General features: G+C 68.5%; 15 protein-coding genes. 11 read left to right on the forward strand and 4 right to left on the reverse strand.

Annotated elements, in window-relative coordinates:
• Positions 1 to 127 precede the first annotated feature (127 nt).
• Together ahcY and LHA26_RS15490 are read right to left on the reverse strand one after the other, a co-directional pair.
• The gene (gene ahcY / locus LHA26_RS15485; RefSeq protein WP_252166470.1) at positions 128 to 1537 is read right to left on the reverse strand and encodes an adenosylhomocysteinase; all 1410 of its coding nucleotides are present in this window, start codon (positions 1535 to 1537) and stop codon (positions 128 to 130) included.
• Positions 1538 to 1680: 143 nt separating this feature from the next.
• A complete protein-coding gene (locus LHA26_RS15490; RefSeq protein WP_252166471.1) occupies positions 1681 to 2241 on the reverse strand; it encodes a YqgE/AlgH family protein in 561 nt (186 codons plus the stop codon).
• A 100-nt stretch (positions 2242 to 2341) separates the two neighbouring features.
• Here LHA26_RS15490 and LHA26_RS15495 point away from each other — a divergent pair, with 100 nt between their 5' ends.
• The 5 genes from LHA26_RS15495 (at position 2342) to LHA26_RS15515 (ending at position 6632) form a co-directional block, all read left to right on the forward strand.
• Entirely contained in the window at positions 2342 to 2821 is a 480-nt protein-coding gene (locus LHA26_RS15495) for a peroxiredoxin (RefSeq protein ID WP_252166472.1), read from the forward strand.
• A 42-nt stretch (positions 2822 to 2863) separates the two neighbouring features.
• The gene (locus tag LHA26_RS15500; protein ID WP_252166473.1) at positions 2864 to 3292 is read left to right on the forward strand and encodes a PaaI family thioesterase; all 429 of its coding nucleotides are present in this window, start codon (positions 2864 to 2866) and stop codon (positions 3290 to 3292) included.
• Positions 3289 to 3678 carry a PaaI family thioesterase gene (locus tag LHA26_RS15505; RefSeq protein ID WP_252166474.1) on the forward strand — a complete coding sequence of 130 codons (390 nt, stop codon included), beginning with the start codon at positions 3289 to 3291 and terminating at the stop codon, positions 3676 to 3678. The genes LHA26_RS15500 and LHA26_RS15505 overlap by 4 nt, the downstream gene beginning before the upstream one ends.
• 93 nt (positions 3679 to 3771) lie before the next feature.
• Entirely contained in the window at positions 3772 to 4434 is a 663-nt protein-coding gene (locus LHA26_RS15510) for an HPP family protein (protein WP_252166475.1), read from the forward strand.
• Positions 4435 to 4511: 77 nt separating this feature from the next.
• Positions 4512 to 6632 (forward strand): TonB-dependent siderophore receptor, encoded by a 2121-nt coding sequence (locus tag LHA26_RS15515; protein ID WP_252166476.1) that lies wholly within the window; start codon positions 4512 to 4514, stop codon positions 6630 to 6632.
• A gap of 62 nt (positions 6633 to 6694) precedes the next feature.
• On the opposite strand, the gene typA is transcribed toward LHA26_RS15515, so the two are convergent.
• Together typA and LHA26_RS15525 are read right to left on the reverse strand one after the other, a co-directional pair.
• Positions 6695 to 8509: a translational GTPase TypA gene (gene typA / locus LHA26_RS15520; RefSeq protein ID WP_252166477.1), complete on the reverse strand. Its 1815-nt coding sequence runs from the start codon at positions 8507 to 8509 to the stop codon at positions 6695 to 6697.
• Between the two features lie 65 nt (positions 8510 to 8574).
• The gene (locus LHA26_RS15525) at positions 8575 to 9207 is read right to left on the reverse strand and encodes a LysE family translocator (RefSeq protein WP_252166478.1); all 633 of its coding nucleotides are present in this window, start codon (positions 9205 to 9207) and stop codon (positions 8575 to 8577) included.
• Between the two features lie 74 nt (positions 9208 to 9281).
• Between LHA26_RS15525 and LHA26_RS15530 the strand changes: the two genes are divergently transcribed.
• The 6 genes from LHA26_RS15530 to LHA26_RS15555 all read left to right on the forward strand — a co-directional run bounded on the left by LHA26_RS15530 (position 9282) and on the right by LHA26_RS15555 (position 17828).
• Positions 9282 to 10841, forward strand: coding sequence for an alkaline phosphatase D family protein (locus LHA26_RS15530; protein ID WP_252166479.1), 1560 nt, complete (start codon positions 9282 to 9284; stop codon positions 10839 to 10841).
• Between the two features lie 82 nt (positions 10842 to 10923).
• Positions 10924 to 12120, forward strand: a complete 1197-nt coding sequence (locus LHA26_RS15535) for a toxic anion resistance protein (protein ID WP_252166480.1) — start codon at positions 10924 to 10926, stop codon at positions 12118 to 12120.
• Positions 12120 to 12833: a hypothetical protein gene (locus LHA26_RS15540; protein ID WP_252166481.1), complete on the forward strand. Its 714-nt coding sequence runs from the start codon at positions 12120 to 12122 to the stop codon at positions 12831 to 12833. The genes LHA26_RS15535 and LHA26_RS15540 overlap by 1 nt, the downstream gene beginning before the upstream one ends.
• A gap of 171 nt (positions 12834 to 13004) precedes the next feature.
• Entirely contained in the window at positions 13005 to 15323 is a 2319-nt protein-coding gene (locus LHA26_RS15545) for a TonB-dependent receptor (protein WP_252166482.1), read from the forward strand.
• Positions 15324 to 15428: 105 nt separating this feature from the next.
• Positions 15429 to 15941 carry a lactoylglutathione lyase gene (gene gloA, locus LHA26_RS15550; RefSeq protein WP_252166483.1) on the forward strand — a complete coding sequence of 171 codons (513 nt, stop codon included), beginning with the start codon at positions 15429 to 15431 and terminating at the stop codon, positions 15939 to 15941.
• A gap of 93 nt (positions 15942 to 16034) precedes the next feature.
• Positions 16035 to 17828 (forward strand): thiamine pyrophosphate-requiring protein, encoded by a 1794-nt coding sequence (locus tag LHA26_RS15555; RefSeq protein ID WP_252166484.1) that lies wholly within the window; start codon positions 16035 to 16037, stop codon positions 17826 to 17828.
• The last annotated feature ends 5 nt before the right edge of the window (positions 17829 to 17833 follow it).

Here is a 17833-nt window from a genome sequence, read left to right on the forward strand (position 1 = left end):
GCTCGCACCTCTGGGTCACCGGACAAGTCTAGAGCAGGATCGGCGCCGGGAAACAATCGTCGATCGTCCCGGCGCCGATAAATATGCCGCGCGCCCGCACCTCATGGAAGCGGCCCGCGGCAGGGGCTTAGTAGCGGTAATGGTCGGGCTTGAAGGGCCCTTCCGGAGTCACGCCGATATAGGCGGCCTGCTTCTCGGTGAGCTTGGAGAGCTTCACGCCCAGCTTGTCGAGGTGAAGGCGGGCGACCTTCTCGTCCAGATGCTTCGGCAGCACATAGACCTTGTTCTCATAATCGGCGCCGCGCGTGAACAGCTCGATCTGGGCCAGCGTCTGGTTGGTGAAGCTGGACGACATCACGAAGCTCGGATGGCCGGTGGCGCAGCCGAGATTCACCAGGCGGCCCTTGGCGAGAACGATGATCTTCTTGCCGTCGGCGAACTCGACCTCGTCGACCTGCGGCTTGATCTCGGTCCACTTATAGTTGCTGAGGCCCGCGATCTGGATCTCGCTGTCGAAATGGCCGATGTTGCAGACGATCGCCATGTTCTTCATCGCGCGCATATGATCGACGGTGATGACGTCGGCATTGCCCGTCGCGGTGACGAAGATGTCGGCGCGGCTCGCCGCTTCCTCCATCGTCACGACCTCATAGCCTTCCATCGCCGCCTGGAGCGCGCAGATCGGATCGACTTCGGTCACGAGCACGCGCGCGCCGCCATTGCGGAGCGAGGCGGCCGAGCCCTTGCCGACATCGCCGAAGCCGGCGACGCAGGCAACCTTGCCGGCGAGCATCACGTCGGTGGCGCGACGGATCGCGTCGACCAGCGATTCCTTGCAGCCATAGAGATTGTCGAACTTGGACTTGGTGACCGAGTCGTTGACGTTGATCGCCGGGAAGGGCAGCTCGCCGCGCTTGGCGATCTCGTACAGGCGGTGCACGCCGGTGGTCGTCTCCTCGGACACGCCCTTGATCGCCTCGGCGGTGCGGGTGAGATAGCCCGGCTTGGCGGCGATGAACGCCTTGAGCGCGCGCTGGAACTCGACCTCTTCCTCATTGTCCGGCTCGGGCAGGGTGGCGCCCGCTTCCACCTTCGCGCCCCACAGCACGAACATGGTGGCGTCGCCGCCATCGTCGAGGATCATGTTGCAGGGCTCGTCTCCCCAATCGAAGATGCGGCCGACATAATCCCAATATTCGGCCAGGCTCTCGCCCTTGACCGCGAACACCGGCACGCCCGAGGCGGCGATGGCGGCGGCGGCGTGATCCTGGGTGGAGAAGATGTTGCACGACGCCCAGCGGACCTCGGCGCCGAGCGCGGTGAGCGTCTCGATCAGCACCGCCGTCTGGATGGTCATGTGCAGCGAGCCGGTGATGCGGGCGCCCTTCAGCGGCTGCGAGGCGCCATATTCCTCGCGCAGCGCCATCAGGCCCGGCATCTCGGTCTCGGCGATCTCGATCTCCTTGCGGCCGAAGGCGGCGAGGCTGAGATCCCTGACGACATAGTCCTTGGTGTCGGGCGCAAATGCGGTGGCCACGAACGGTCTCCTGAAACGAGCCGGGGGCCACGCCTGTCGCGACCCCGGATTTTCCGCGCCTTAGCCGTCCCCGCCGCCGCGATCAAATATAAAGATGTCTTTATATGCGGCCGCCGGGCTTCGCCGCCGCCGCGGCGCCCCGGTCAGGCGGTGCCTGCGCTGCTGGCGAGCAGGCGCGGATCGATGCCGGCGGCGGTGAAGCCGCGGCGCCAGCGCTGCTCCACCGGCGCATCGAACAGCAGCGCCGGATCGCCCTCGGCGTTGAACCAGCCATTGCGGCGGATCTCGTCGTCGAGCTGCCCCTCGCCCCAGCCGGCATAGCCCAGCGCCGCCAGCCAGCGGCTGGGCCCGCGCCCCTCGGCGATGGCGCGCAGCACGTCGAGCGTGCTGGTCAGCATCCAGCGGCCAGCGACATCGACGCTGCTCTCGCCGCCCCAGTCGCGGCTGTGCACGACAAAACCGCGATTAGGCTCGACCGGACCGCCCACGAAGATCGGGCTGTCGGGCGCGACACCGGGATCGATGCCGAGCTGCGCCATCAGCGTGTGCAGCGTCACCCCGTCCGCGTGGCGGCCGATGCCGATTCCCAGCGCGCCATTCTCGTCATGCACGCACAGGGCGATAACGGCGTGATCGAAGCGGGGATCGCCGATTCCCGGCATGGCCAGGAGCAATTGGCCGGTAAAGAAGCGGGGCGCGTCCATTCGCCCGACCTTACGCCCTGGCCGGCGGCGCGTCCATGCACGCACCTCGCCACGGCGGACGCGATCGGCTAGGCGCCGGGCTTCAGCAGGAGACCGCATCATGTCCATCGAGCCCGGCCAGACTTTGCCCGACGCCAGCTTCGCCACCATGACCGAGCACGGCCCCGAGCCGGTCGACAGCGGCTTCTTCGCCGGCAAGACGGTGGTGCTGTTCGGCCTGCCCGGCGCCTTCACCCCCACCTGCTCGGCGCGCCACCTGCCCGGCTTTGTCGAGAAGGCCGATGCGCTGCGTGCCAAGGGCGTCGACGCGATCGCCTGCACCTCGGTCAACGACGTGTTCGTCATGGATGCCTGGGGCAAGGCCAACCAGGCCGAGGGCAAGGTGATCCTGCTGGCCGACGGCAACGGCGATTTCGCCCGCGCGATCGGCCTCACCATGGATGGCAGCCGCTACGGCATGGGCGAGCGCAGCCAGCGCTACGCGATGATCGTGAAGGACGGCGTGGTCGACCAGCTCTTCGTCGAGGCGCCCGGCGAGTATCGGGTCAGCGCCGTGGAGCATGTGCTCGAGGCGCTGTAACGCGCATTGCCGACGCCGCCGGCTGACGCTAAGGTCAACCACATGACCGATGCGGAACGGCTGGCGGCGTTGATCGAGCGGGTGGCCGGCTTCGGCCATAATGCCGCGCTCGGCCTTCGACCCGTGGCGCACGGCGCGGATTGGGCGACGCTGGCGCTCGACTATCGCGCCGAGCTGATCGGCGAGCCGGAGCGCGCGGTGCTCGCCTCCGGGCCGATCCTGGCGCTGATGGACATGGCGACGAGCTGCGCCACCTGGATCCGGCGCGGCGGCTTCGTGCCCCAGGCGACGCTGGATTTCCGAATCGACTATCTGCGCGCGGCGCGCCCGGGCCGCACCGTCATCGGCCGCGGCGAATGCACCCGCCTCACCCGGCGCATCGCCTTTGTCCGCGGCACCGCGCATGATGGCGACGAGGCGGATCCCATCGCGCTGGTGGCGGGCACCTTCATGTCCACCGACGTGCCATGATCCCCGATCTGCCCCCCTATGCCCGCTGGTTGGGCGTGACGCTGGAACGCGCGCCGGATGGCGGGCTCGGCTTCCGCCTGCCCTATGGCGATACGGTGCAGGGCCGGCCCGGCTTCTTCCATGGCGGCGCGCTCGCGGGGCTGCTGGAGATCGCGGCGATCGGTACGCTGCGCGACCGGCTCGCGGCGGAGGCGCCCGGGGCGATCGTCAAGCCGATCACCGTCACCTTCGATTTTCTGCGCGGGGGCCGCGCGCTGCCGGTGCATGCCGATGCCAGCATCACCCGGCTCGGCGCGCGGATCGCCATCCTCTCCGCCCGGGCCTGGCAGGACGCGGCGGAAACGCCCATCGCCATGGCCCGGATGACCCTCGCGGTGCATCGCTAAAGCCAGGCTTTCCGGAGCCCTGCCTTAAAGCATCTTGGGTTGCACGCGACGCCGGGGCAAGAGACGCCGCCTCTCCCCATCGCGATCCGGTTCATGGTCCTGCCCCTCTCCTCCCCGCCGCATACCCCGCTCCGCACCCAGATCCTCACCGCCGGCGCGGCGCTGCTGGGGATATTGATCACCGCCGCGATCAGCCGCGCCGCGCTGGGCGCGGCGGCGCCGCTCTGGCTGGTGGCGCCGATCGGCGCCTCGGCGGTGCTGGTCTTCGCCGTGCCCGCCAGCCCGCTCGCCCAGCCCTGGCCGGTGATCGGCGGCAACATGCTCTCGGCGCTGGTCGGCGTCGCGGCGGCCAAGGCGATCGCCGCGCCGGTGCCGGCGGCGGCCGTGGCGGTGGGCGGCGCCATCCTCGCCATGAGCCTGGCGCGCTGCCTGCATCCGCCGGGCGGCGCGGCGGCGCTGACGGCGGTGATCGGCGGCCCCGCCGTCCATGCCGCCGGCTTTGGCTTCGCGCTGCTGCCGGTGGGGCTCAACGCCGCGCTGCTGGTGCTTGCGGGCATGCTGCTCAACCGCGCCACGGGGCATAGCTATCCGCATCGCGCCCCGCATCCCGCCGCCGGCGCGCCGCATCCCGAGGATCTCGACCGCGCGCTCGCCGACCTGGGCGAGACCTTGGACGTGCAGCGCGACGATCTCGATCTGCTCTTCGCCCGCGTCGCCTACCACGCCGCGCGGAGACATCGCCGGCCACAGCGATGATGCGACGCATTCGCTTCGCTATTGCGAGCTACCCGCATTAGCGCTACCGCCCCTCGCAAGCAAAACGAAGGGGTTAGATGACCATGCAGGTTCTGAGGGGCGCGATGGCGCTGGGCGGGCTCTTGATCGGCGCGCCCGCGCTCGCGGAAGGGGCGGCACCCGAGGATGGCGGGGTCATCGTCGTCACGGGCCAGCAGGATGCCACCCAGACTTCGGCGGGCACCAAGAGCGCGATGCCGATCGCCGAGGTGCCGCAATCGATCAGCGTCATCGATGCGGGCACGATCGTCGGGCTCGGGCTCCAGAACCTCAACCAGGCGCTGCGCTTCGTCGCCGGCGTCACGCCCGAGCAGCGCGGCGCCAGCGCCGAGGTCTATGACCAGTTCAAACTGCGCGGGTTCGATGCCCTGCAATATCTGGACGGGCTGCGCAGCTTCGACAGCCCCTCGGGCTATGCCGCCGCGCAGGTGGACGTGTCGCGGCTGGATCGGGTCGAGGTGGTGAAGGGCCCCGCCTCCGCCCTGTACGGCCAGACCGGGCCGGGCGGCCTTGTCGCGCTATCGAGCAAGCTGCCGCTCGATCGCGGCTTCTACGGCGCGGTGGGCGCTACCTATGGCACCTATGATCTCTACCGGATCGACGCCGACATGGGCGGACAGGCGGCGCCTTCGGTGCTGTGGCGCCTCTATGGCAGCGCCAATGGCGCGCACACCCAGCAAAGCCATGGCCGGCGCGCGCGGCAGACCGTGTCGGGCGCCGTCACGCTCGGCCAGACCAGCCGCACCACGCTGACCCTGCTGGCCACCTATTCGCACGATCCGCGCAACGGCACCTATGGCGTCTTCCCCGCCTCGGGCACCTTCATCGCCAACCCCAATGGCCGGCTGCCGACGCGCTTCGACGACGGCGAGCCGGGGAATTTCTTCAGCCGCGAGCAGGCCGCCGGCACCTTCATCCTGGCGCATGATTTCGGTGGAGGCTGGCATTTCCGCTCGGCCGGTCGCTACCAATATGTCGGGTCGCGGCTCGGCATCGTCTATACCAGCGGCAGCCTCGCCGACGATCCGAGCCAGCGCGTCTTCAACCGCGCCTCCTATGCCACGCGCGAGCGGCTCAACGCCTGGACGTTCGACAATCAGCTCGCGGGCAGCGTGACGACCGGCCCGGTGACGCACGCGCTTCTCTTCGGCGTCGATCGCCAGGTGCTCCATTCGACCGAGACCTACGCCTTCGGCACGGCCACCCCGATCGACGGCTTCGCACCCGTCTATGGCAGCATGACGGTGCCGCGCACGCCGCAGACGGTGCCGGGCGGGGAACCCGGCTATCTCGGCTATCATGTCCGCCAGCAGGGCCTCTACGCGCAGGACGAAATGGCGGCGGGGGGGCTGCGGCTGACACTGAGCGGCCGCCAGGATTGGGCGCGCGTGGCGCCGGCGGGCGCGCCGGCGGAGCATTCGGACAAATTCACCTATCGCGCGGGCCTGCTCTACAAGACCGGCTTCGGCCTCGCGCCCTATATCTCCTACGCCACCTCCTTCCAGCCGCAGAGCGGACAGGTGCGCACCAGCGACGGCAGCCTCGGCAACGCCAAGCCGAGCGCGGGCAAACAGCTGGAGGCGGGGGCGAAATATCTCGTGCCGGGGACGCAGATCCTGCTCACCGCCGCCTGGTTCCGCATCCACCAGACCAACTTGCTCACTGCGGTGCCCAACACCAATTATTCGATCCAGAACGCGCGCGTGCGGTCCAAGGGGGTGGAGGTGGAGGCGACCGCGCCGCTGCCTTATGGCTTCGAGGCGCGGCTCGCCTTCAGCCGCCAGTCGGTGCGCAACAGCGATGGCAGCCGCATCCTCGGCGTGGGGCGCGGCGGGACGAGCGCCAACCTGGAATGGGCGCCCAAGACCGGCCCCGCCGCCGGCCTGGCGATCGGCGGCGCGGTGCGGCATGTCGATCAGGTCTATGCCGGCACCTATTTCGACGGCATCACCCGCAACACGCCCGGGGTGACGCTGTTCGACGCGCTCGCCCGCTACGATCTCGGCAAGCTCTCGCCCCGGCTCGATGGGCTGAGCCTCGCGCTCAACGCCACCAACCTGTTCGACAAGAAGTATCTCACCACCTGCTATCTCGATTATGGCTGGTGCTGGTACGGCAATCGCCGCACCGTGCAGGGCACGATCGGCTTCCGCTGGTAAGAAAAAGCCCCCGGACGGCGGACCGTCCGGGGGCTTTCTGCAAGGGCGCGGGCGGCGCCGGCTCAGGCAGCGGCGCGCTTGGCGCGCTTGCGCTCGTGCGGGTCGAGATGGCGCTTGCGCAGGCGGATCGACTTGGGCGTCACCTCCACCAGCTCATCCTCGTCGATATAGGCGATCGCCTGCTCGAGCGTGGGCTTGCGCGGCGGCGTCAGCCGGATCGCGTCGTCCTTGCCGCCCGAGGCGCGGAAGTTGGTGAGCTGCTTCGCCTTGAGCGGGTTCACCTCGAGATCGTCATCCTTGGCATTCTCGCCGATGATCATGCCCTCATAGATGGGATCGCCCGGCGACACCATCAGCACGCCGCGCTCCTCGAGCGAGTTGAGCGCATAGGCGACCGCCTCGCCGGTGCCGTTGGAGATCAGCGCGCCGTTTTTGCGGCCCTCGATCGCGCCCTTATAGGGGCCGTATTTCTCGAAGAGCCGGTTCATGATGCCGGTTCCGCGCGTGTCCGACAGGAACTCGCCATGATAGCCGATCAGCCCGCGCGACGGCGCGGAGAAGGTGATGCGCGTCTTGCCGCCGCCCGACGGACGCATATCCGTCAGCTCGGCCTTGCGGATCGACATCTTCTCGACGACGGTGCCCGAAAACTCGTCGTCCACGTCGATCACGACCGTCTCATAGGGCTCGGTGCGTGCGCCATTCTCCTCGCGGAACAGCACGCGCGGGCGGCTGATGCCCAGCTCGAACCCCTCGCGGCGCATCGTCTCGATCAGAACGCCGAGCTGAAGCTCGCCACGCCCGGCGACCTCGAACGAGTCCTTGTCCGCGCTCTCGGTGACGCGGATCGCGACATTGCTCTCGGCCTCGCGGAACAGCCGATCGCGGATCATGCGGCTCGTCACCTTGCTGCCCTCGCGGCCGGCGAAGGGGCTGTCATTGACGAGGAAGCGCATCGACAGGGTGGGCGGATCGATCGGCTGCGCCGTGATCGGCACATTCACGCTCGGATCGGCGATGGTGTTGGCCACGGTCGCCACGGTGAGGCCGGCCAGGCTGATGATGTCGCCCGCCTGCGCCTCGTCCACCGGCACGCGCTCGAGGCCGCGGAAGGTCATCAGCTTGGAGGCGCGCCCCGCCTCGATGACATTGCCCTCGCCGTCCAGAGCGTGGATCGGCTGGTTGACCTTGACCACGCCGCTATTGACCCGGCCGGTGAGGATGCGGCCGAGGAAATTGTCGCGATCGAGCAGCGTCACGAGGAAGCTGAACGGCGCGTCGAGATCGACCGTCGGCGCCGGAACGTGGCGCACGATCGTCTCGAACAGCGGACGCAGCGTGCCTTCGCGCGCCTCGGCGTCGTTCGAGGCATAGCCGTTGCGGCCCGAGGCGTAGAGCACCGGGAAATCGAGCTGCTCGTCGGTGGCGTCGAGGCTGACGAAGAGATCGAACACCTCGTCGAGCACTTCCTGCACGCGCGCGTCCTGGCGATCGATCTTGTTGACCACCACGATCGGCTTCAGCCCGAGCGCCAGCGCCTTGCCGGTGACGAATTTGGTCTGCGGCATCGCGCCTTCGGACGAATCGACGAGCAGGATGACGCCATCCACCATCGACAGGATCCGCTCCACCTCGCCGCCGAAATCGGCGTGGCCCGGGGTGTCGACGATGTTGATCCGCGTTCCCTCCCATTCCACGCTCGTGCACTTGGCGAGAATGGTGATGCCGCGCTCCTTCTCGAGATCGTTCGAGTCCATCGCGCGTTCCTCGACGCGCTGATTGTCGCGGAAGGTGCCGGACTGGCGGAAAAGCTGATCGACGAGAGTCGTCTTGCCGTGATCGACGTGGGCGATGATCGCCACGTTGCGGAGGCTCATGAGGGTCTAATCCTGTCGGGGTGTATCGCGCGGCGCCATAGCCGAAAGCCGCGCGCGCAACAAGCTCAGGCTCGGGCGGCGATCAGCGCCGTGCCGAAGGCGATGAACAGCGCGCCGGTGGCGCGATCGAAGCCGCGCTGCCGTCCGGGCGCCTTCAGCCAGCCCGCCAGCCGCCGGCCGCCCAGGGCATAAGCGAGATACCAGCCGCATTCGACGGTGACGAAGGTGGCCACCAACAGGCCGAACTGCGGCGCCCAGGGCGCGTCGCGGCGGATGAATTGCGGGAAGAGCGCGCCCGCGAACAGGATCAGCTTGGGGTTGGACAGGCCGACGAACAGCCCGTCGCGGAACAGGCGCGGGCCGGAAAGGCGCGGCGGCACGGTGGCGGCGGCCTCGTCCGGCATCGCCCCCCGCCCCGCCGCCCACCAGGATTTCACGCCCAGATAGACGAGATAGGCCGCGCCGGCGTAGCGCAGCGCATCGAACAGGCGCGGCATGGCGGCGAGCAGCGCGCCGACACCGAGCGCCGAGAGCGCGAGCGCCGTGAGCACCGCGGTCAGGCAGCCCGCCATGCTCCACAGGCTGCGCACCACGCCGAAGCGGGCGGCGCGCGCCATCACGTGCAGCATGTTCGGCCCGGGGGTGCCGCTCACCACCAGCACCGTCAGCAGAAAGGGCCACCAGCGATCGAAGCTCATTCCGCATCCCCCTGTGCCATGCGCGCGCCTTGCTGCAACATTCCCGACATCTCCCCCCGCTACGCGACGGGATCATGATCTACCGTCCCTCGCGTCGCGCCCTGCTCGGCGGCCTCGTCGCCGCGCCCGTCTTCCTGCCCGGCCTCGCCCGCGCCGCCGAGCTCGGCTTCGCGGACTTTCCCTTCACGCTCGGCGTCAGCGCGGGCGATGCCCTGCCCGATGGCTTTGTGCTCTGGACGCGGCTGGCGCCCGATCCGCTGGCGCCGCACGGCGGCATGCCGATGGCGCCCGTGCCCGTCAATTGGGAGGTGGCGGAGGATGACGGCTTCCGCACCATCGTCGCCAAGGGGCAGGAGACCGCCTGGCCCGAACTCGGCCATTCGGTCCATGCCGAGGTCAGCGGGCTCAAGCCCGGCCGTCCCTATTGGTACCGCTTCCGCTGCGGCGGCGAACTGAGCCTCGCGGGCCGCGCCGCCACCCTGCCCGCGCCCGGCACGACCGTGGACCGGGTGCGCTTCGCCGCCGCCGGCTGCCAGCACTTCGAATCGGGCTACTACACCGCCTATCGCCACCTCGCCGAGGAGAACGATCTCGATTTCGTGTTCCACTATGGCGACTATATCTACGAATATTCCGCCGGGGTGGCGCTCAACGGCCTGCATCAGCCGATCGATCCGGTGCGCCGCTATCTCGGCCGCGAACCCTATAGCCTCGACGATTACCGGCTGCGCTACGCCCAGACCACGCTCGACAGCGACATGCAGGCGGCGCGCGCCGCCCATCCCTGGTTCGTCAGCTATGACGATCACGAGGTGCAGAATAACTGGACCGGCGATACCGACAAGGACGATACGCCCGCGGCCCTGTTCCGCCTGCGCCGCGCCGCCGCGCTCCAGGCCTGGTACGAACATATGCCGGTGCGCCGCAGCGCCATGCCGGACGCGACCGGGCTGGTCGAGTTCCGCCGCCGTTTCGATTACGGCACGCTGCTGCGCGGCCATCTGCTCAATACGCGGCTCTACCGCTCGGACCAGCCCTGCGGTGACGGCTTCAAGCCGCTGTGCACGCCGATGACGGGCGATGTCCTGGGGCGGCCGCAGGAAGCCTGGCTCGATCAGGGCCTCGCCACCAGCCGCCAGCGCTGGCAGCTGATCGCGCAGCAGGTGATGGTCGCCGCGCCCGATCGCCGCACCCCCGAGCATGACGGGCCGCAGCCGACCTTCAACATGGACAGCTGGGCGGGCTATCCGCTCGCGCAGCGGCGCCTGTTCGATCGGTTCGCGGCGCATCGCCCCGGCAATATCGTGGTGGTGACGGGGGACGAGCACCAGAATTGGGCGAATGATCTGGTGCGCGACGATGGCCGCATCGTCGCCAGCGAGTTCGTCGCCACCTCGATCAGCTCGGGCGGCGACGGGTACGACACCCGCCCGGGCAATGACGAGATCATGCGCCACAACAGCTTCGTCAAATGGACCAACGACCGGCGCGGCTATCTGCTGACGGAGGTGACGCCGGACGCCTGGACCGGCGATTTCCGCACCGTCGCCGCGGTTTCCACCGCGGGCGCGCCGGTGCGCACCGCCGCGCGCTGGCAGGTGGCGGCGGGCCAGGCGGGGTTGCGCGCGGGGTGATCGGCGCGGCGCGGCGCCGTGTCGCTTGAATAGAACACCCGGTGCGGCCTATCTATGCCGGGACACGGCAAGAAGGACCGCCATGGCCACCGAACCGACCACGCTGGACGCGCCGATCGAGCTGACCCCGCCCGCGCCCGTGCCGGTGCTCCCGCCCGAGCGCGCGGCCGGGCTGGTGCCGCTTAGCGAGGGCCAGCGGAGCAAGCTCGACCAGCGGGTGGATGGCTTCATCGCGGAGCTGGTGGCGGCCGATTCCCAGTCGCCCGAATTTGGCCGCAAGGTCGATCAGATCACCAATATGGGCCGCCGCGAGATCCAGGAAGCCGCCGGCCATTCCAACCGCTTCCTCGATCGCCCCGTCAAGGCGATGGACAAGGACAGCAGCGTCGGCGCCGATCTCGCCGCGCTGCGCCGCACGATCGAGGATCTCGATCCCGGCCGGCAGGGCAATCTTCTCGCCCCCAAGAAATTGTTCGGCATGATCCCCTTCGGATCGAAGATGCGGGACTATTTCGACGGCTATAAATCCGCGCAGAGCCACATCGCCACCATCCTCGCCCGGCTGGCGAGCGGCAAGGACGAGCTGCTCAAGGACAATGCCGCGATCGATGTGGAGCGTCAGTCGCTCTGGCAGGCGATGGGCCGGCTGGAGCAGATGATCCACATCGCCAAGACGCTGGACGCGCGGCTTGAGGACAAGGCGTCCGAGCTTGACGGCAGCGATCCAGCCAAGGCCAAGGCGATCCGCGAGAGCGCGCTCTTCTATGTGCGGCAGCGCAGCCAGGATCTGCTCACCCAGATGGCGGTGACGGTGCAGGGCTATCTCGCGCTCGATCTGGTCAAGAAGAACAATGTCGAGCTGATCAAGGGCGTGGACCGCGCCTCCACCACCACGGTGGCGGCGCTGCGCACGGCAGTGACGGTGGCGCAGGCGCTGACCAGCCAGAAGCTCGTTCTGGAGCAGATCACCGCGCTCAACACCACCACCGCCAACATCATCGATTCCACCGGCGCGCTGCTCAAATCGCAGACCGCGCAGATCCACCAGCAGGCCGCCGCGAGCACCATTCCAATCGATACGCTCAAGCGCGCCTTCCAGAACATCTACCAGACCATGGACGCGATCGACACGTTCAAGCTCCAGGCGCTCGACACGATGAAGCAGACGGTGGGCAGCCTGACTGACGAGGTCGAGAAGTCGCGCGGCTACATCGCCCGGGCGGAAGGCGCCGCCCAGGCCCAGCTTTCCGCGCGCGACGAAGCCTTCAAGCTCGACTGATGGCGAGCAGCGACGATATTCTGAGCCACGCCGCCGAGCTGTTGCGGCGGCTGTCGCCCGAAGGGCGGGCGGCGGCGCTGCGTCGTCGCGAACGGCGGATGCGCGCCGCCAAGCGCATGCTGAAGCGCCTGCTGATCGGCACGATGCTGGTCCTGGCGGCGGCGGCGGCGATCGGTTTCGTCGTGCCGATCGGGATTGGCGGTGTGTTCGCCACGCTGCTCGCGCTGATCCTCGTCTGGACGCTGGTCCTCGGCACGGGCCGCACCGTCGCGCCGCGCGCGGAGCAGCTGGCCACCACCGATCTCGCGCGCCTGCCCGCCGATACCGGCGCCTGGCTCGATCGGCAGCGCCTCGCCCTGCCCGCGCCCGCGCAGCGCCAGATCGATCAGCTGGAGAGCGGCCTCGCCGCGCTGGCGCCGCAGCTGAGCGGGCTCGATCCGCGCCAGCCCGAAGCGCTGGAGGTGCGGCGGCTGATCGCCGACGAGCTGCCCGAGCTGATCCGTGGCTATCAGCGCGTGCCGCCGACGCTGCGGCGCACGCCGATCGCCGGCGGCACCTCGCCCGACCGCCAGCTCGCCGATGGGCTGGCGACGATCGGCGAGGAGCTGGCGCGGATGAACCAGCGGCTCGCCGACAAGGATCTGAAGGCGCTCGCCACGCAGAACCGCTATCTCGAGATCAAATATCGCGGCGACGATCAGCCGCCCGCCTGAGCGCGCCTGCCATGGCGCGAGTGATGCACGCGCCCCACACCAGCCGCCAAATCTTTGGGCTGGCTGCGGAAGATAGTGTGCCCCAAAGGACTCTTCCGTTACATTTTGTTGAAAGCTTCGAGACAGAAGCAGGCGGACGAGGGTGCCGACAAGGCCCAATCAGGGGGCTCCATGGCTATTCGGCTTTGTGTTTCTCGCGCCACGACGCTCGGCCTCGTCGCCGGCACGGCGCTTCTCTCGACCCTGTGCGCGGCGCCGCTCGCGGCACAGACGATCGGCGCGGCGCCTGCGGGCAGCGACGCCACCCAGCCCCAGGCGGCGCGTGACAGCCAGGGCGTTGGCCTGGGCGATATCGTCGTCACCGCGTCGCGGCGCGAGGAGCTGGCGCGCAACGTGCCGGTCGCGGTCAGCGCGATCAGCGGCGAGAAGCTCGACGTGCTCAATTCGAGCGGGCTCGACATCCGCTTCCTCGCCGCGCGCGTTCCCAGCCTCCAGGTGGAAAGCTCCTTCGGCCGCACCTTCCCGCGCTTCTATATCCGCGGCCTCGGCAACACCGATTTCGATCCCAACGCCGCCCAGCCCGTGTCGGTGGTGCTGGATGATGTCGCGCTGGAAAGCCCGCTGCTCAAATCCTTCCCGATCTTCGACGTGCAGAATGTCCAGGTGCTGCGCGGGCCGCAGGGCACGCTGTTCGGCCGCAACACGCCGGCGGGCGTGGTGAAGCTGGATTCGGCCAAGCCGAGCGATACGTTCGGCGGCTATGCCAGCGTCAACGCCGGCACCTATGGCACGGTCAATGCCGAGGGCGCGGTCGGCGGCGGGCTCGGCGAGGGGCTGGATTTCCGCCTTTCGGGCCTGCTCCAGCGGCGCGACGACTGGGTGACCAACACCGACACCGCCGGCCTCGCCAAGCGCAAGCTGGAAGGCTATCGCGATCTCGCCGGCCGCTTCCAGCTGGGCTATAGCAGCGGCGATTTCCACGCCCTGTGGAACCTGCATGGCCGCACGCTGGATGGCACGCCGCGCGTCTTCCGCGCCGGCATCTTCCAGAAGGGCAGCAACCACTTCGTCTCCGGCTTCGACAAGGATACGGTGTCGCTGGACGGCATCACCGACCAGACGATGACGCAATGGGGCACCAACCTCCATCTCGATTATCATTTCGCCGGGCTCGGCACCCTCTATTCCGTCACCGCCTATGAGCGCGCCAAGGTGGAGAGCATCGGCGATGTCGACGGCGGCAGCTGCTACGCCTTCATCCCGGGCTGCACGCTGGGCCAGATCAATGTCGGCGCCTTTCCGTCCAACACCGGCGACGTGATCTTCCCGCGCGAGTTCAGCCAGGAGGTGCGCTTCGCCACCGATGATCTGAACGGGCTGCGGCTGCAGAGCGGCGTCTATTATTTCCGTCAGTGGCTGGATTATACCGAAACCTCCTTCGATGGCGCCGGCACGCTCAACGGCGATATCCGTCACAACAACAAGAACGAGAATGTCGGCCTGTTCGGATCGGCCGAATATCGCCTGACCCCGGCGCTGACGCTCCGCGCCGGCGTCCGCTATTCGCATGACGACAAGCGCGACACCGTCTACCAGCCGCAGGGTTTCGACAACAGCGCGCAGGTCGTGCTCGTCCAGCTGCCGCTCACCAGCCGCGCCAAGGGCAACAACGTGTCGTGGGACGCGAGCGGCACCTATACGCTGAACCCGCATGTCAGCCTCTATGCGCGCGTCGCCACCGGCTATCTCGGCCCGGCGATCCAGGATCGCGTGACCTTCGGCAGCGTGCCCTCGATCGCGCGCAAGCAGACCACCCTCTCGGCCGAGGGCGGCATCAAGGGCGAGACGGCGGATCGGCGCTTCAACTTCGCGCTCGACGGCTATTGGTACCGCACCAAGGATTTCCAGGTGACGGCGGTCGGCGGCGCGAGCAACTCGGCGCGGCTCATCAATGCCGATCATGCGATCGGCTATGGCGTCGAGGCCGAACTGGGCGCGCGGCCGGTGCCCAATCTCACCCTCACCGCCAGCGGCAGCTGGAACTTCACCCAGCTCCGCGATCCCAATCTGCTCGTCGCGGCGTGCGGCGGCGGGTGCACGGTGACCGATCCAACCACGGTGATCGGCGGCACCACCTATGCCTATATCAACGGCAACGCCCTGCCCCAGGCACCGCGCTACATCGCCAATGCGACCGCGCGCTATGGCGTGCCGCTGCCCAATGGCGATGAGGTGTTCGTCTATACCGACTGGTCTTACCGCAGCAAGATCAACTACTTCCTCTACGAGGCGTCGGAGTTCCGTGGGCGCGCCCTGGTCGAGGGGGGTGCCAAGCTGGGCTATCGCTTCCACGGCGGCATCGAAGTCGCGGCGTTCGCGCGCAACATCCTCAACCAGATCCGCGCGATCAGCGCGATCGACTTCAACAATCTCACCGGCATGATCAACGATCCGCGGATCATCGGCGGCGAGGTGCGCGTCACCTTCTGAGGCGGGCGTGGCGGGCGGTGGAACGGCCGCCCGCCATCGCCGCGCCTGGCGGCCCTGCCCGGGCGCGGCTAGAAGGGCTGGCGTTCCACCACAGGAGGGCTGCTCATGACCCGCGCCGAAGGCACCCAGGGCTTCGTGCTCAACCAGACGATGCTGCGGGTACGCGATCCCGAGGCCTCGCTCGCCTTCTACACCGAGGTGCTGGGCATGACGCTGCTCCAGCGGCTGGACTTCGAACCGATGCGCTTCTCGCTCTTCTTCCTCGCCTATCTGGCGGAGGGCGAGACGGTGCCCGAGGATCCGGTGGCGCGCGCCCGCTTTCTCTTCGATCGCGAGACGACGCTCGAACTCACCCATAATTGGGGCACCGAGACCGATCCCGATTTCGCCGGCTATCACAACGGCAACAGCGCGCCGCGCGGATTCGGCCATATCGGCATCGGCGTGCCGGACGTCGCCGCCGCCTGCGCGCGCTTCGAGGCGCTGGGCGTGCCCTTCGCCAAGCGGCTGGAGGATGGCGCGATGAAGACGATCGCCTTCATCACCGATCCCGACGGCTATTGGATCGAGATCCTGTCCGCCATGGGCATGGCGGCGGCGATCGCCGCGCAGGGCTGAGCGCGCGCCGCTCGTCCTGCGCCGCGCTCGGGCCGCCCCAGCGCCGGAACGGCGGCCGGCGCCGCCGGTTGGCTCGCCCAAGGAGAATGGGCGATGACGCAGACGGTAGCGGATTTCTTTTGGCAGCGGCTGCATCAATGGGGCGTGCGGCGGATCTTCGGCTATCCCGGCGACGGCATCAACGGTCTGCTCGGCGCGCTGGACCGCGCCGGCGACATGTTCGAGTTCGTCCAGGTCCGGCATGAGGAAATGGCGGCCTTCATGGCCTCCGCCCATGCCAAGTTCACGGGCGAACTGGGTGTCTGCCTCGCCACCTCCGGTCCCGGCGCGGCGCATCTGCTGACGGGGCTGTACGATGCCCGGCTGGATCACATGCCCGTGCTCGCCATCGCCGGGCAGCAGGCGCGCACCGCGCTGGGCGGCCATTATCAGCAGGAACTGGATCTGCCCGCGCTGTTCAAGGATGTCGCCGGCGATTTCGTGCAGATGGCGACGGTGCCCGCGCAGGTGCGGCACCTGACCGATCGCGCGGTGCGGATCGCGCTGGGCCGGCGCCGCGTCACCGCGCTCATCTTCCCCAATGATCTCCAGGAACTGCCGATGGAGGCGCCGCCGCGCAAACATGGCGCCATCTTCTCGGGCGCGGGCTGGAGCCCACCGGTGGTGGTGCCGCACCAGGCGGATCTCGCGCGCGCGGCCGCGCTGCTCAACCAGGGGGAGCGGGTCGCCATCCTGGTCGGCGCGGGTGCGCGCGAGGCTGGCGCCGAGGTCGAGGCGATCGCCGACCGGCTCGGCGCCGGCGTCGCCAAGGCCCTGCTCGGCAAGCAGGTCCTGCCCGACGATCTGCCCTATGTGACGGGCTCGATCGGCCTGCTCGGCACCCGCCCCAGCTACGACATGATGATGCAGTGCGACACGCTGCTGATGATCGGCTCGGGCTTTCCCTATTCGGAATTCCTGCCGCCCGAGGGCCAGGCGCGCGGCGTGCAGATCGATCTCGATCCCGGCATGCTGGCGATCCGCTACCCGATGGAGGTCAATCTCGAGGGCGATGCCCGCTCCACCCTGGCCGCGCTGCTCCCCTTGCTGGCGCAGAAGGCGGACGGCGCGTGGCGCGTGAAGATCGCCGGCTGGAATGCGGATTGGGATAAGGTCGTCCGCGCCCGCGCCGCCGCCAAGGCCGATCCGGTCAACCCGCAGCGCATCTTCACCGAGCTGAGCGACCGGCTGCCCGATCAAGCTATCATCACTTCGGATTCAGGCTCCTGCGCCAATTGGTTCGCACGGGATATAAAGATGCGACGGGGGATGATGGCGTCGCTCTCGGGCGGCCTCGCCTCGATGGGCGCGGCGGTGCCCTATGCCATCGCCGCGAAGTTCGCGCATCCCGCGCGGCCGGTGATCGCCAGCGTCGGCGATGGCGCGATGCAGATGAACAATATGGCGGAGCTGCTGACCGTCGCCAAATATTGGCGGCGCTGGGCCAATCCCTGTTTCGTCGTGTGCGTGCTCAACAACCAGGATCTCAACCAGGTCACCTGGGAGCAGCGGGTGATGGAAGGCAATCCCAAGTTCGAGGCGAGCCAGCGCCTGCCCGACATGCCCTATCATCGCTTCGCCGAGATGATCGGCCTCAAGGGCCTGTATTGCGACGATCCCGACCAGCTCGGCGCCGCCTGGGACGAAGCGCTGGCGGCGCGGATCCCGGTGGTGCTGGAGGTGAAATGCGATCCCGAGGTGCCGCCGCTGCCGCCGCACATCACGCTGGATCAGGCGCGCGCCTTCATGTCCACGGTGGTGAAGGGCGATCCCGAACAGGGCTCGCTGCTGCGCGATACGGCGCGTCAGGTGCTGAGCAGCCTGCTTCCGGGTGGCGGCCACCGGTGAGGCGC

The organism is Sphingomonas morindae (genome assembly GCF_023822065.1).
GTDB classification, from domain to species: Bacteria; Pseudomonadota; Alphaproteobacteria; order Sphingomonadales; family Sphingomonadaceae; genus Solisphingomonas; species Solisphingomonas morindae.

What these genes read in the sequence shown, in the direction of transcription:
- LHA26_RS15490 (WP_252166471.1), bottom strand. Translation starts at nt 2,241, where the DNA reads ATGGACGCGCCCCGCTTCTTTACCGGCCAATTGCTCCTGGCCATGCCG.
- LHA26_RS15495 (WP_252166472.1), top strand. Translation starts at nt 2,342, where the DNA reads ATGTCCATCGAGCCCGGCCAGACTTTGCCCGACGCCAGCTTCGCCACC.
- LHA26_RS15500 (WP_252166473.1), top strand. Translation starts at nt 2,864, where the DNA reads ATGACCGATGCGGAACGGCTGGCGGCGTTGATCGAGCGGGTGGCCGGC.
- LHA26_RS15505 (WP_252166474.1), top strand. Translation starts at nt 3,289, where the DNA reads ATGATCCCCGATCTGCCCCCCTATGCCCGCTGGTTGGGCGTGACGCTG.
- LHA26_RS15510 (WP_252166475.1), top strand. Translation starts at nt 3,772, where the DNA reads ATGGTCCTGCCCCTCTCCTCCCCGCCGCATACCCCGCTCCGCACCCAG.
- LHA26_RS15515 (WP_252166476.1), top strand. Translation starts at nt 4,512, where the DNA reads ATGACCATGCAGGTTCTGAGGGGCGCGATGGCGCTGGGCGGGCTCTTG.
- typA (WP_252166477.1), bottom strand. Translation starts at nt 8,509, where the DNA reads ATGAGCCTCCGCAACGTGGCGATCATCGCCCACGTCGATCACGGCAAG.
- LHA26_RS15525 (WP_252166478.1), bottom strand. Translation starts at nt 9,207, where the DNA reads ATGAGCTTCGATCGCTGGTGGCCCTTTCTGCTGACGGTGCTGGTGGTG.
- LHA26_RS15530 (WP_252166479.1), top strand. Translation starts at nt 9,282, where the DNA reads ATGATCTACCGTCCCTCGCGTCGCGCCCTGCTCGGCGGCCTCGTCGCC.
- LHA26_RS15535 (WP_252166480.1), top strand. Translation starts at nt 10,924, where the DNA reads ATGGCCACCGAACCGACCACGCTGGACGCGCCGATCGAGCTGACCCCG.
- LHA26_RS15540 (WP_252166481.1), top strand. Translation starts at nt 12,120, where the DNA reads ATGGCGAGCAGCGACGATATTCTGAGCCACGCCGCCGAGCTGTTGCGG.
- LHA26_RS15545 (WP_252166482.1), top strand. Translation starts at nt 13,005, where the DNA reads ATGGCTATTCGGCTTTGTGTTTCTCGCGCCACGACGCTCGGCCTCGTC.
- gloA (WP_252166483.1), top strand. Translation starts at nt 15,429, where the DNA reads ATGACCCGCGCCGAAGGCACCCAGGGCTTCGTGCTCAACCAGACGATG.
- LHA26_RS15555 (WP_252166484.1), top strand. Translation starts at nt 16,035, where the DNA reads ATGACGCAGACGGTAGCGGATTTCTTTTGGCAGCGGCTGCATCAATGG.